General features: G+C 47.2%; 10 protein-coding genes. 3 read left to right on the top strand and 7 right to left on the bottom strand.

The annotated features are described in order from the left end of the window. Positions 1–20 precede the first annotated feature (20 nt). The 4 genes from MHB71_RS00285 to MHB71_RS00270 all read right to left on the bottom strand — a co-directional run bounded on the left by MHB71_RS00285 (position 21) and on the right by MHB71_RS00270 (position 6,112). Complete coding sequence (locus MHB71_RS00285; RefSeq protein WP_340028509.1) at positions 21–1,526, bottom strand: extracellular solute-binding protein; 1,506 nt, start codon at positions 1,524–1,526, stop codon at positions 21–23. Between the two features lie 18 nt (positions 1,527–1,544). Then, positions 1,545–2,432: a carbohydrate ABC transporter permease gene (locus MHB71_RS00280; protein ID WP_017692544.1), complete on the bottom strand. Its 888-nt coding sequence runs from the start codon at positions 2,430–2,432 to the stop codon at positions 1,545–1,547. Positions 2,433–2,444: 12 nt separating this feature from the next. Then, positions 2,445–3,359 carry a sugar ABC transporter permease gene (locus MHB71_RS00275; RefSeq protein WP_340030256.1) on the bottom strand — a complete coding sequence of 305 codons (915 nt, stop codon included), beginning with the start codon at positions 3,357–3,359 and terminating at the stop codon, positions 2,445–2,447. Between the two features lie 347 nt (positions 3,360–3,706). After that, the gene (locus MHB71_RS00270) at positions 3,707–6,112 is read right to left on the bottom strand and encodes an AraC family transcriptional regulator (RefSeq protein ID WP_340028508.1); all 2,406 of its coding nucleotides are present in this window, start codon (positions 6,110–6,112) and stop codon (positions 3,707–3,709) included. Positions 6,113–6,327: 215 nt separating this feature from the next. Between MHB71_RS00270 and MHB71_RS00265 the strand changes: the two genes are divergently transcribed. The 3 genes from MHB71_RS00265 to MHB71_RS00255 all read left to right on the top strand — a co-directional run bounded on the left by MHB71_RS00265 (position 6,328) and on the right by MHB71_RS00255 (position 11,094). Continuing rightward, on the top strand, positions 6,328–7,683 hold the full coding sequence (locus tag MHB71_RS00265; protein WP_340028507.1) for a dipeptidase: 1,356 nt from the start codon (positions 6,328–6,330) through the stop codon (positions 7,681–7,683). 1,093 nt (positions 7,684–8,776) lie between these two features. Beyond that, positions 8,777–9,352 carry a TetR/AcrR family transcriptional regulator gene (locus MHB71_RS00260; RefSeq protein WP_076329045.1) on the top strand — a complete coding sequence of 192 codons (576 nt, stop codon included), beginning with the start codon at positions 8,777–8,779 and terminating at the stop codon, positions 9,350–9,352. Between the two features lie 155 nt (positions 9,353–9,507). Next, positions 9,508–11,094 (top strand): oleate hydratase, encoded by a 1,587-nt coding sequence (locus MHB71_RS00255; RefSeq protein WP_340028506.1) that lies wholly within the window; start codon positions 9,508–9,510, stop codon positions 11,092–11,094. Between the two features lie 816 nt (positions 11,095–11,910). On the opposite strand, the gene MHB71_RS00250 is transcribed toward MHB71_RS00255, so the two are convergent. The 3 genes from MHB71_RS00250 to nagB form a co-directional block, all read right to left on the bottom strand. Next, on the bottom strand, positions 11,911–12,282 hold the full coding sequence (locus MHB71_RS00250) for a hypothetical protein (protein WP_036673485.1): 372 nt from the start codon (positions 12,280–12,282) through the stop codon (positions 11,911–11,913). Between the two features lie 164 nt (positions 12,283–12,446). Beyond that, positions 12,447–13,667 (bottom strand): N-acetylglucosamine-6-phosphate deacetylase, encoded by a 1,221-nt coding sequence (nagA, locus tag MHB71_RS00245; protein ID WP_340028505.1) that lies wholly within the window; start codon positions 13,665–13,667, stop codon positions 12,447–12,449. Continuing rightward, positions 13,664–14,392 (bottom strand): glucosamine-6-phosphate deaminase, encoded by a 729-nt coding sequence (nagB, locus tag MHB71_RS00240; protein ID WP_340030255.1) that lies wholly within the window; start codon positions 14,390–14,392, stop codon positions 13,664–13,666. The genes nagA and nagB overlap by 4 nt, the downstream gene beginning before the upstream one ends. Between the last annotated feature and the right edge of the window lies 1 nt (position 14,393).

Below are 14,393 nucleotides of genomic sequence, written 5' to 3'. Positions count from 1 at the left end.
CCGGGCTTTGGCTTATAAGACTACTTCAGTGCAGCGTACAATTCATTGACTTCTTTGACATAATCGTCTCCGCCGTTATTCTTCCACAGGGCAACAGCATCTTCGAATCCTTTCTCATCAATCTGACCTACGATATATTTGATTCGCGCATCGTTAATGATATTGTCCAGCTGCGGTCCTTTCTGAGCGTAAACATCAGAGATCAGCGGTTCGCCAGGATTGGCAATGACAATCTCTTCGTTGGCTTTCTGCACCTGTGCAACCTTTTCACGGACAGGTGTCTGTTGGACACGAAGCGTTCTGTCTTCCGGTACAAACATCAAAATCTGATTTAAACCCTGCAGGTCGCGGAGCGCAAGCTTGTCAGTGCTCGGTATGATGTAGTCTTCTTTTTTCTCATACTGCTTGCCTTCCAGTCCGTTGTACAACAATGCCTGCAACTCCGGTTCATTCAGCTGATCCAGAAAGCTCAGTACCTTCTTCAGGTCTTCTTCCGTTTTGACACTGCTTTTGGAAATGGCAATCAGGCCTGAGTAACCGGACGTTGGCATATCACGCAATCCCTTTGGACCTTCCATCGCTTGCAGCACATCCACACGTCCTGTCGCATTAGGGTCTTTATCGAGTATTTTCTGATCCATGCGCTGCGCATTATCTGCTACATCCACCATGACACCGGCTTGACCATTCACAAATGGATCAGGCAGTTTCGTTGCATCCATCACGGCAAAGTCCTTGTTCACCAGACCTTCGCTATAGATTTGACGGAAAAATTTCAGGGCTTCCATGTATTCTGGTGTCTCATGCGCCGGGATCAGGCCTCCGCTGCCATCATCTCCCCATTTGTTGGGCGCACCGAACCATACCTGCATGTTATCCCACGGGCCCGTGAATTTGCTGGCAACCAGACCGTACGTATCATCCTTACCGTTACCGTCCGGATCATCCTTCGTGAAAGCTTTTAATACATTGTAAAATTCATCAATCGTCTTCGGCTCTTCGAGCCCCAGATTCTCCAGCCAATCTTTGCGGATTGTAACCCCATTACGTCCCAGGGCCCGTGCCCGGTAGATCCCATAGGTTTTGCCATCGATTGATGCATTGTTGGTGATGATTTCATTCAGTTGACTCAGATTCGGATAATCTTTCAGATAAGGACCAAGCTCCCAGAATGCTCCGGTTCGGGCCGCATTAATGAAACTTGGAGACTTCCCTAACACCACCATAATCTGAGGCAGCTTTCCCGAGGCCAGTGTGATGTTGAATTTGTCTTCATACGAGCTGCTCGGCACCCACTGCAAGTTCACATCCACCTTGGTCAATTCCTCAAGCTTCTGGATGACCGGGCTGTTCTCTGGCGGATTCTCCGCTTCAAAGTTCGGAAGCATAATGGTAATTTCGTCGGTGCCACCCGCAGCGGTTCCTGAACCTGTTTTATCCGTGGAGCATGCTCCTAAGATCGTACTAAGTACCAGTGACGCAGAGAGTAGCAGTGCACCTTTTTTGAATCCCGTTTTTTGTCCCATACGTTCTCCCCCTTGGCTTTAGCCTTTGATTGAACCTAACATGACACCTTTGGCAAAATGCTTCTGCAAAAACGGATACACCAGCAAAATCGGAATGGTACCTACAACGATCACCGCCATTTTAATTGACTGCTCTGGTGGCTGCACAAAATTGGGGTCCATATTAGCCATATCTCCGACACTGGCTTGCGAAAGTAACACGATCTGTCTCAGCATGACTTGCAGCGGCCATTTGTCACTGTCGGAAATGTACAGCAGTGCCGAGAAAAAATTGTTCCAGTGGCCTACGGCGTAGAACAAGGCAAACGTGGCAATGACCGGTTTGGATAAAGGCAGAACGATTCGCCACAGCACGCCTAAATCCGAACAGCCGTCGATGCGGGCCGCTTCCTCCAGCCCGGGCGGCATTTGCTGAAAAAAGTTTTTGACAACTATTAAGTTAAAAGCGCTGATCGCGCCAGGAAGCATAAGGGCCCAGTAAGAATCGAGCAGTCCCAGTCCACGAATGACGAGATACGTTGGAATCATGCCACCGCCAAATAACATCGAGAAAATCACCATGTTCATCATGACGTTACGACCCCAGAAGTCACTTCTGGATAGTGGATAGGCCATCGTTAGTGTGAAGAACAGATTGACCAGTGTCCCTGCCACCGTGATGAAGATGGAAACACCAATGCTGCGAAAGATCGTGGACGAGGAAAAAATATACTCATATGCACTAAAGGAAAATACCTTCGGGATGAGGAAAAAACTGCGTTCGGTGATCTCGGCTTCCGTTGCGAAAGAATTCCCTATAATATACAGGAACGGAAGGACGGTTAATATGCCCAGAATCCCCAGCATGACGTAATTGAAGATATCAAATACCTTGCCGGCAGGGCTGTTGTATAGACGGCTGTTCATGGGCGCTCCTCCTTAATAAATTCCGGGGTGACCGAATTTTTTCGCAAGTTTATTACTGCCAAGCACCAGAATGATCCCCACCACAGACTTGAATAGTCCAACAGCGGTACTGTAACTGAATGCACCTTGCGTGATCCCCACCGTGTACACATACGTATCAAAGACGTCTGCGACATCCCGGTTGAGAGAGTTGGTCATTAGATAGATCTGCTCAAATCCGGTATCGAGGAAGTTCCCCAGTCTGAGAATGAGCAAAATGACAATAGTCGTGCGAATCGCGGGAAGCGTGATATGCCACATCCGCCGTAACCGTCCTGCGCCGTCTACAATAGAAGCTTCATACTGCTCCGTATCGACACCTGCAAGGGCTGCCAGGAAAATGATTGTTCCCCATCCCATCTCCTTCCACATCATCTGAACAATAATGAGCGGACGGAACGAACCCGGACTGGAGAGTACATCAATAGGCTTGCCTGTAATCCAGGCGATCAGGTCGTATAACACCCCGCCTTGCGGGGTCAGAAACACGTACGTGATACTGGCGATAATCACCATGGATACAAAATGGGGGACATAGACCAGCGTTTGAATCGTTCTTTTGAAGAAAGCGACCCGAATTTCATTTAATAACAAAGCGATAATGATTGGTGCCGGGAAAAAAAAGATGAGATCATACAGGGCAAGGACCAGCGTATTACGTAATAGTCGGAAGAAGTCCGGATTGGAGAAAAAGTTCGTAAAGTTCTCTAGCCCCACCCAGTTACTCTCCCAGATGCCCAGGAAAGGCTGGTAGTCCTGAAAGGCAATGATGATCCCCCACATGGGCAAGTATTTAAAGATGACAAAGTACAAAAAGCCGGGAAGCACAAGCACATATAACCACTTGTTTCGTTTGATCTGCCTTTTCCAATTGGACTCTCGTCTCATGGGCCTTGTGGCCCTATCCGCTTGGGTGGTTGCAGTGCCGTTGGTATTCCAGTCCGTCTTCCCGTTCATCATGTCTCCCCTCCCTCAAATATGTAAGCGTTATCAATTAACCTGTTATTCAGACTATACAGACGCCTGGTTTCCGGCAACCTTCATTTTTTGCATTGCTACGACATGATGGCCGAAAAGCCCGCTATAACGCCATTTTCACAAGAAATTGCATATAACGTAGCAGGTAGAATTGTACATTTTTGCGGGTTTATCCTTCCTTGTATCACGGTAAAAAAAGAAACAACCGGCATCCGCTAAAGCCGAATGCCGGTCTGAAATGACAAAGATATAAAAGGTTATTGTCCAAACCATTGATCGCGATACTGACTCGGGGTAACTCCCTCCTGTTTCTTGAAGATCCGATTAAAATAACTATGCTGATATCCCACAGCCGCCGCAACATCATTAATTTTCATCGTTGTCTCCCGTAACAATTGCTTCGCCGCATCCATTCTCACACGTGTCAGATAATCAATAAAGTTGATGCCCGATACCTGTTTGAAAGCCTTACTCAGTGCATAGGGTGTCATCTGCTCCTCGTCAGCACAATTCTCCAGCGAAATGTCGCTGCGGTAATGTGTATCGATATACAACATCGTTCGTTCCACCACCAGTTTCAGCGGTTCCTGCGATCGTACCTCAACCTCTTGTATATAAGGTATGAGTACCTCATTCATCATCCATTGCTTCATCTGTACAGGTTCACGAATACCGGATAGTTGCTCATACATGTTGTAACCACCAAACAGCTTATAAGGTGTGACACCCGTTTGCAGCATCATGTGCTGAATGCTGCCAAGCAATTGAAGCATCATCTGTTGCACCTGAAATTCGGTACTGCCCGTCCGCGTAATCTCACTCATGAATTGTTCCAGCACACGTTCCGCTTCGGCTTGTTTGCCCAGCCTGACCGCCTGTAACAATTCCCTTTCCAGCCCAAGCGGATAGGAAGCTGCTTCATTTTTGCTGAAACACGCCTCATCCTCCAGATCGAGAATCTGACTTCCTTCCTCCACACTGCGATAAGCCACGGCCTGTTCCATCTCGACGAATCGTCCGGGCAGTTCCTGTAGTGAAGCTGCCGGGCGACTGACCATCAAGGTCACCTTCATTTTGAGCGTACGTCCAATGACCTCCACCAGTTCCCGTCCCCATAACAGCGCTTGTGACTTCACAGGTTCGTCCTGGGGAGCGATCACAAGCATGGCGGAAGACAGGTCATGAAAGTTCATGACACTGATCTGCCTGAAATAATTTTTCGCAACTTCCTGTGTAATATTCACTGCTGCAAAGGTGACTAATCCCGTGTCCTGGCTTCCAAATCTGCCTTGCAGCTGCTCATACCCCGTATAATACATCTGCACCAGCAAAAACTGCTGGCCCTCCAACTCAAATCCGAGATGACGCATGCGTTGCTGGAGATCCTGCTCGTTATAGGCGTATAGATGCCCCTGTACAAGTTGTAAGACAAAACTGTCGCGCAGATGGGGAAGTTGCTCCTGCAATTGGCGATGTGCCGTGACATTGCGGGAGGTCAGTTCGTTCCACTGTTGCTCCAGCAGCTTAAACTCGTCCAGCTTGGCATCCGTTAGTGTTGTTTCGTTTCTGCCAGGCGTAAGCAGATGCAGCATCCGTGCTACAGGCGAATAGATGCGGCGGGAAGCAAACCAGGATAACAACAATCCCAGGATGAGACTGCCTGCACTCGCAATGACGATGATTTTGGATACCAGTTTGACTGGCGAAGTGACTGAGGTCAAAGGTGCTGCGGAGACGTAAGTCCAGTCTGAATCGATCCGGCTCAATGAACCGTATGAGACAGAATAGGTCTGATCCTCATATCGGAACAGGAATGAGCGGCTGTCCGCATGCAGGGCTACTTCTTCTTTTAGCTGCTGCTCAAAAGCAGAAGTCTCTCCCGCCGTTCCCGGATTCCCGGTAACCAGTGTGTTTCCTTCCTGATCCATAAGGAACGTTAAACCTTCGTCATACGGAGTAAGCGTTTTCAATAAACTGGCGACTTTCTCGTTATCCAGCGTGATGATCAGTGCACCAAACGGATTAATGCTCTCCCCCGGTATCTTATGTACTAGAACAAGTGCATTGCCTGCATCCGTATGCAGTGGACTATCGTTGGTCGAAGGTTCGGTATCACTGTTGATGCTGGAAACCCAATCTGTCCAGTACACGTGGTTCCCCATGGAAAGGTATCGATCATAGGCTTGTACTTTCGCTTCATCGTTCAATTCGGTATAATCCCGATTAAACAAGATTGGCTTCGGCTCCTGCAAATACAGCTGTGCTGACTTGATCAGTGGATGAGAACCTTGTAATACGTATAAGGTAGTCACAATCTCCTGCGTCTCATTAAAATAATACACAAAATCCAGCGTTCGCAGTGCATTGCCAAACCTCGGTTCAAAAGCCCAATGGGATAAGTTCATCTCCAGATAAGCCAGCTGGTCATCCACATTACGTGCCCGGTTCTCAATCTGGTTCTGGTGCATCTGATTGAACTCGATTTCCATCCGGCCAACAACCTGTTGATACATGACGATACCTGTGATTAGTCCGGGAATGCTGGCAATGAGTAAAATAAGCATGAGGCTGTTTCGATAAAATCGTCCTTTATGCCTTCCAGCCTTCAAATCGGATAACCGCTTGAATCTGCCAAATATTCGATCACTCCTAGTCGGTTCCATCGCTGCTCACCTGCCTGCTTGCATCGAGTCTGACTGTCATGGAAACTTCCTCAACTCCCCTGAGAATATATGGATGAAATCCTTTTCTTGTATTATACGCACAATCCTCAGGTGAATGAAACGATCTGTAACCGATCATTTTTTTAACCAATGTTTTATTAACATGACAAAATGGATTACAATGAGATATAGCAAACATGAAGGAGGCCTTTTTAATGAAAGAACAGACTTATTTTGAACAAAATAGAGAAAAACACCTGGCAGAACTGAATGAATGGTTGTCCATTCCAAGTATCTCTGCCATTTCAGAGCATAAAGAGGATATTAACCGTGCAGCACAATGGGCAGCAGATGCGCTCACACGTGCAGGCATGGAAAACGTAGAGGTCATTCAAACGGCTGGACATCCGATTGTCTATGCAGATCACCTGCATGCACCCGGCAAACCAACGGCTCTGATCTATGGACACTATGATGTACAACCTGTTGATCCGCTTAACCTGTGGGACACACCTCCTTTTGAACCTACCGTTCGTGATGGCAAGCTGTATGCCCGTGGTGCAACGGATGACAAAGGACAGATCTTCCTACATATCAAGGCAGTTGAAGCCATTCTCGCCGAAAACAAGGAACTTCCAGTTAATATCAAGTTCTGTATCGAAGGCGAAGAGGAAATCTCCAGCCCGAACCTGCCCATCTATCTGCATGAACATACAGACAAGCTGCGTGCAGACATGGTACTGATCTCGGATACGTCCCTGCTTGAAAAAGGAAAACCGGCAATCTCCACTGGCCTGCGTGGCCTCTGCTCGCTTCACGTGGATCTGAACACAGCCAATACCGACTTGCACTCCGGTTCATTTGGTGGTGGTGTACCTAACGCACTGCACTCACTTGTATCCCTGCTCGCTTCGTTGCATGATGAGCAAGGTCGTGTGAGTGTAGATGGTTTCTACGACGGCGTTCTGCCACTGTCTCCTGAGATGAGAGAAGAATTTGTGAAACAGGGCTTCAATGAAGAACAGCTTCGTCAAGACCTCGGGCTGGAGCAATTGTACGGCGAAGAAGGTTACTCGTTCGTGGAACGTGTTGGCGCTCGTCCAACATTGGAATTGAACGGCGTATGGGGTGGTTTCCAGGGCGAAGGCAGCAAAACGGTTATTCCGAAGGAAGCTCATGCCAAAATTACATGCCGCCTTGTCGCGGATCAAGATCCACAGCATGTATTGGATCGTATCGAAGCACATCTGCGTGCTCACGTTCAACCAGGTGCAACGCTGCATGTGAAACAGATCGAAAAAGCTTTTGCTTTCAACACCGATCCTTCCAATCCAATTCTGCAAAAAGCGGCAGATGCGTATGAGCACGTGTATGGCGTTCGTGCCCTCTTTACCAAAGATGGCGGCTCCATTCCGATTGTGGAGAAGCTCTCACGTGTACTCGAAATCCCTGCTGTCATGATGGGCTTTGGCTTGCCGGATGAGAACTTACATGCACCGAATGAGCACTTCAACCTGGAGAACTTTGATAAAGGGTTGTTGACGATTGTTCAGTTTTTGAAGAGTTTGTAATAGTTAGGGCTCATCGTGTTAAAACCAGTTCATGAGGGCGTGCTGAGTGGACGTTCCGGGGCCGAATCGTTCTTTAGATCGCTGTTATCGTCGGATTTTTTGGATTCCCCTTCTCAAAGGGTAAAATCCGACGATAAAGGCGAACGCTCCGCTTCTTCAGAATCGATTTCGTCCCCTTCACTACGTTGCAGCTTCTCGCATGACTGATTTTAGGATTGAGCTAACTATTGAATGGTTAGTGTAATTAAGAGAACAAAAGGACGGCCTTCGGGTCGTCTTTTTTGTTATTTATTTTGTTTCTTTGTTCTTTTTTTTTGATTCTTTTTTTTGGTTCTTTGTTCTTTGTTCTTTGGTTCTTTGGTTCTTGTTTCTTGTTTCTTGTTTCTTTGGTGAAATTGTAGTTTTTTTGATGGCTGCTTTTTATGATGGAGACGATGGAGGCTTACTTTTAAAAAGGTTAGTGTATTAGAGATAACAAAATGCTAGTCCTATAGGCCGTTTCTTTGGATTTTGTCGCGATCGTTACGTTGTAGCCTTATCGCGGCTGCTTCGAAGGATTGGGTCTCACTTTGATGGGTTAGTGTGATAGATTACCTTAACGATGGGCTGCTGAACACTTTTTCGATTTTTTTCTCGATAACTTCGTTATCATTGTTCCTATGACTGATTTTATAGACGAGGTCTCGGTTTTAATGGTTTAGTGTATGGGAGATAACATACGCGACCTTATAGTCTTTTTTGATTCGGTCTCCTTCACTAGGTTTCAGCTTTTACAGCGGTTGCTTTATTGTGACTGGTTTTAGACGACGGCTAACTTTTAAGGGTTTTGATAGAGATAACTCAAGCGTTGGCCTTTGGAGGTTTGTTTGAATCGATTGATATTCAGTACTTAGAATGAACCTTATGGAGTATGATGTGGATCGGGTAACGAAGATGTTGATAGCTAAAGGGTTTTTGTGGATGGCAGGGTCTTTTGGGATTCCTGCGTTTTGACTTGCTTATGTTCAGCGACTTCGCTGCGGGGCTTTTGCCATGAGGTGTTTACCTACCTTTACACCCCAGCAAGCTAATCCAAAATGATGAGGTGAATGTTGTGTCTACTTCTCACCTGACCAAAAATGCGCTGGCTCACTCGCTTAAATCACTGATGGAGCATACTCCACTGAACAAAATTACGGTCAAACATCTGGTTGATCATTGCGGCGTGAACAGGCAAACCTTTTATTATCATTTTCAGGATATTTACGCGCTGCTTGGGTGGATCTATCAGACTGAAGCGGTGGAGAGTCTTACGGAGTACCGAAGCTATAGCACATGGACGGACGGATTCTATAAAATCTTTTGTTACATCGAGAACAACAAAACGTTCTGCTGCAACACACTCAACTCGCTCGGGCGTACCCACCTGGATGTATACCTCTATGAAGTAACCCATGATCTGATCATGGGTGTTATTGATGAACTCGCCTGCGGGATTAAGGTCCGCGGAGAAGACAAAGAGTTCGTTGCCAACTTCTATACCCTGGCTTTCACTGGGCTGATCATTCAATGGATGAGGGGCAACATGCAAGAACCGCCAAAACAGATTATTGAGAAGCTCAGTGAGCTAATCGAAGGCAATGTCCTGAGGGCACTGCACAGGTATGAGAATAAGCTGCCATCCACTTAAGGATGCGCGGCTTTTTTCACATGTGATCTATGCCTAGGTTTTAGACACTTTACTACAAGTGACCAAAAATTGGACACTCCCTTTCTTTTGATCATACCTTACGGAACCTGCATGGTTTACATTAGGGATGTGATTACAGTAACTTTTGGAGGCGAATGATCGTGAAGAAAGAACATGGTAATAAACAGGTCTATTTTGTAGGCGGCGGCATTGCATCTTTGGCGGGTGCAGCTTATCTGGTTAGAGATTGTGACTTTTCCGGAGAACATATTCACATTATCGAAGAAATGCCGATTCTCGGCGGCAGCAATGACGGTGCTGGTAATCCCGATCAAGGATATATCATCCGCGGCGGACGGATGCTCAATGACGAGGCCTATGAGAATCTGTGGGAGTTGCTGGCTTCCATCCCTTCCATCGACCGTCCGGGCATATCTGTCCGACAGGAAATCACCGAATTTGACGATGCCAATCCCACACATTCCAATGCGCGGCTCATCAACCGTGACGGCAAGGTCGAAGATGTGCTCTCCATGGGTTTTGATATGGCGGACCGGTTGGCGATGGGCAAACTGATTATTACTTCTGAAGACACGCTGGGTAAATTGCGAATCAACGACTGGTTTGGCCCTCATTTTTTCAAAACAAACTTCTGGTATATGTGGGCGACCACCTTCGCTTTCCAGCCTTGGCATAGCGCCGTGGAATTCAAAAGATACATGCTTCGCTTTTTTCACGAATTCCCAAGAATTCAAACGCTGGAAGGTGTCACCCGCACACCGTTCAACCAATATGACTCGATTATCCTGCCATTGCATAACTACCTGGAACCGTTTGGCGTTGATTTCACGCTGAAATGTACGGTTACCGATCTGGATTTCAAAGACGGAGACGGCATTACGGTAAGTCGGATGCATGTGCTCAGGGGAGGTGAAGAGGAAGTCATTGACATCCTCGAAGGTGATCTCGTCATTGTCACAAACGGTTCGATGACCGAAGGGGCCGATATCGGCTCCATGACTTCCGCACCGAAACTGAACGGCAAGGGCAGCTCATGGAAGCTGTGGGAGAACATTGCCGCCAAGAAACCGTTGCTGGGCAATCCTTCTTCATTTAATGATCATGTGGATGAGTCCAAATGGGAATCGTTTACGGTCACCTTCCAGGATTCGGTCTTCTTTGATCTGATGGAGAAATTCACACGCAACCGGGCAGGTACCGGTGCTCTGGTTACTTTCAAGGATTCCAGCTGGTTCATGTCTGTCGTTCTCGCCTTCCAGCCGCACTTCCGTGGTCAGCCGGAGCATGTCAACGTATTCTGGGGATACGGATTATCCCCGGATAACGTGGGCGATTACGTGAAGAAAAGAATGTGCGACTGTACAGGGGAAGAGATTATGCAGGAGTTGATCGGCCATCTTCATTTTCAGGAACATCAAGAGGACATCATGGCTACCGCCAACTGCATTCCTTGCATGATGCCATACATTACAGCGCAATTCATGCCTAGACTAAACAGCGACAGACCGAAGGTTGTACCTGAAGGCTCCACCAATCTGGCCTTTATCAGCCAATTCTGCGAAATTCCCGATGACGTGGTATTCACGGAAGAATATTCGGTCCGGGCAGCACGGATCGCCGTCTACACTCTTCTCGGAGAGAACCGGCCAATTGAGCCGATCAATAAGTATCAGTATGATGTTCGGACGCTGTTCAGCAGTTTTGTGACTTCGTTTAGATGACCACTTCAAAGAGGATTCAGACATTAGATGAATGAAGGAATGTTGGATGGATCTGTGGATAGGGATAGATCTTTGGAGATATCTATAGAATTCGGTGAGTAACTTTGTGATCTTTAGGAAGCTTTGTTATCTTAATTCTATGGATTGTGCCAAGTTAGTAAGATATGAGTTACTACATGAGTTAGCTTCAGAAGCTTGCATCCCCGTTGAACGAGTTAATGAGTGAATATGGTTGTTGCTGAACTGAAGAGTCGTTGTATAAGGAAAATAGAGAGAGTTCCGTCAGCTATGACAGGACTCTCTCTTTCGTTTACTCGTGTACTATCTAAGTCCAACCCATAGCTTTCATCGAGATTGCCAACTGTCGTCTAAAGAACCTCACAAACCTTATTACTTGAAATTTTGCAGGTTTGATAATCTAACGAATCGTAGACATCTTATTTGCGCTTTAGACATGTTTAAGTAACGAAATATCGTTAAATTGCATTAAATAGCGTGTCTGAGATTCGTTACATTTTCTATGACTGCCAAATCATTGGAATAAGGCTTCACAGATTCGTTAGCGCTACGCGGCCTACGGAGAAAACTACTTATGAGAATGGAATCGTAGTGAAATGTTGTTTTCGAGATCCTAGTCCATTCTTTCTTGAAACCTAACTTATAACTCTTCCATGTTACTCACGTATACTCTTGTAGTGTTCTTATTATTCTTGGTGTTTATTTTAATTTTTTCGTTGATACTCATTGCTTATGAGTGCCACATATTATACTCTTCCTACTCACGCCGCTTATTACAGCCTACATATCACACTTCGCTTATGTGCGGAATGTTGTGAACTTCAGCATGTGCACTAGCTTGGATAAATGTGCGATCTCCTGCTGGACTCCAGCGGTGTCCGTACCTGCCATTGCCTGATTTGCTCGCAGCGTTCTACGTGTATTCAGCATACCCTCGATCAGTTTCATGACTGTGTTGCGTCCACGATGATCGACAATCATATACTTTTTGCGTGCATCCAGCTCTACCCATACGATGTTGCTGAATGATGTGAACAGATGCCTGCGGTACAGCTCCATATCGGTCTCATTGTAATGCTCGCCATAAAAGGCATAATATCCGTGTATGTGCAACTTCTCCGCCAACACTGTGATGAACGGATCATGTTCGAGCATAGCGTTACGTTCCATGTTTCACGCCTCCGTTATGCGTGATCCGCAGATCCCGTCTTTTTGAGATCTATTTTAACATATTGCGCAAGGTGTTGCCTCTACACAGATAAAAGCCAAGTTTTAACTCCGAAGACCTATTCATCACAAATGAGAGTTATTAGCACGATACTAATTTTCTATATCTAATATGACTCGCCGATCCGTCTGCCCTTCACCCACACACCCTCAATATCCAGCTCCGCATTCAGCAAAATGATATCTGCCTGTTTTCCTTGAGCCAGGGAACCTGTCCGGTGATCAATGCCGAGCAAGCGTGCCGGGGTCAGACTTGCTGCTTTTGATGCAGCGTTCAGACTCAAGCCCACTTCCTGTATCAGGTAACGGAAACCGCGAATCATTGTCAGTGTGCTTCCCGCCAGTGCGCCGCCGTCCTTAAGTCTGGCCTCGCCATGCTTCACAATTACGGGCAGGTCACCGATTTTGTACTCCCCATCATCCAATCCCGTAGCAGACATGGCATCTGTAATCAACACGAGTTGATCATCATGTTGCTTCAGCTGAGCGAGGATCGAGATCGCCGCAGGGTGTACGTGAATACCATCGGCAATCACCTCAGCACTGATGCGCGGATCACTCAGCACGGCTCCGGCAGCCCCGGGTAGCCGATGATGCAACGGTGTCATGGCATTGAATGTATGAACCGCATGATGCAGTCCGGCTTCCACTGCCCGCTCCACCTCTTCATAGGTCGCATCCGTGTGACCGAGTGCCGCTGTAATCCGTTGTTCTCGCAGCCATGAAATGACTTCCAGCGCGCCTTCACGTTCCGGTGCCAACGTAACTTGACGGATCAGGCCAGGATATTGCTTCTCCCATGCTTCGAGCCAGGATACATCAGGCAGTATGATATGTTCCGGATTTTGCGCACCAGGCCATTTCGGACTGAAAAATGGACCTTCCAGATGTACGCCCTCAAGCTGTGCATATGGCATTTCACCGGAACGGTAGCGGTCCACTTCAGCAAGTACGCTGTCCAGTCGCTCTTTCGGAGCCGTCATGGAAGTTGCAAGCATCGCTGTTGTTCCCTGCGTACTATGGAAAGAAGTGATCTTGTCCAACACCTCCGGGCTTGCGTCCATAAAGTCTTCTCCGTTCCCACCATGCACATGGATATCAATGAATCCAGGCACAATGAGACCACATTCCGGTACTGACAGCGGCAAAGCCTCGCTCAGAATCCGTTCAGGAAGACCTTCTGGTATCCCGGCATAAAGGATTTCCCCATCCCTCCAGGCTATTACACCGTCTTCCAGTATTTCATCTGCAAGGAGCAGCCTGCCTCGAAGAAGAGAAATATTTTCATCACGCTGGCTCCCAGGTTCACGGCTATTCACCTCGGTCATCTCACCAGCCTCCCTGCTGCACGGTCCAGCAGTACCACCACATTTGGATGGCATTGCAAAAGCGATGCAGGACAGGCAGTTGTGATTGGCCCCATAAAAGCTTCGCGGATAATCTCGGCTTTTTCCTCGCCACGGGCAATGAGCAGAATCTGTTTGGCTTTCAAAATGGTACCGACACCCATTGTAATCGCCTGAGCCGGAACTTCATCAATGCTGTCAAAGAAGCGTGCGTTTGCCTTTCTCGTCTCTTCTTTCAAATCCACAACATGTGTTCGTCCAGTCAGCTCCGTTCCCGGTTCATTGAAGCCAATATGACCATTATGTCCGATGCCCAGCAGTTGAAGGTCTACCGGTCCACGATCGTCCAGCCGTTGTTCATAGGAATTACATTCCTGTTCCAGATCTGCAGCCTGACCATCAGGCACTTGCGATCTAGCAATATCTATATCGATATGATTGAATAATTGTTCGTTCATAAAACTGCGGTAACTTTCGCGATGTTCTGTTGGAAGTCCGACATACTCATCGAGATTAAAAGAAGAAGCCTGTGAGAAGCTGACAAGCCCCTTCTGGTACAACGTGATAAGCTGTTTATATATGCCTACAGGAGAACTTCCTGTCGCAAGCCCCAATACAGCCCGTGGTTTGGTTTGCAACAAGCTGGCAATGAGGCCAGCACCCGTGGCGTTCAAATCTTCTTCATTTTCAAAAATGCGTATATTCATC

Origin of the sequence: Paenibacillus sp. FSL H7-0940 (genome assembly GCF_037979415.1) — a bacterium.
GTDB lineage: Bacteria > Bacillota > Bacilli > Paenibacillales > Paenibacillaceae > Paenibacillus > Paenibacillus amylolyticus.
The sequence above is the reverse complement of the archived record's forward strand: the minus strand, read 5'-3'. Positions and strand labels throughout refer to the sequence as shown.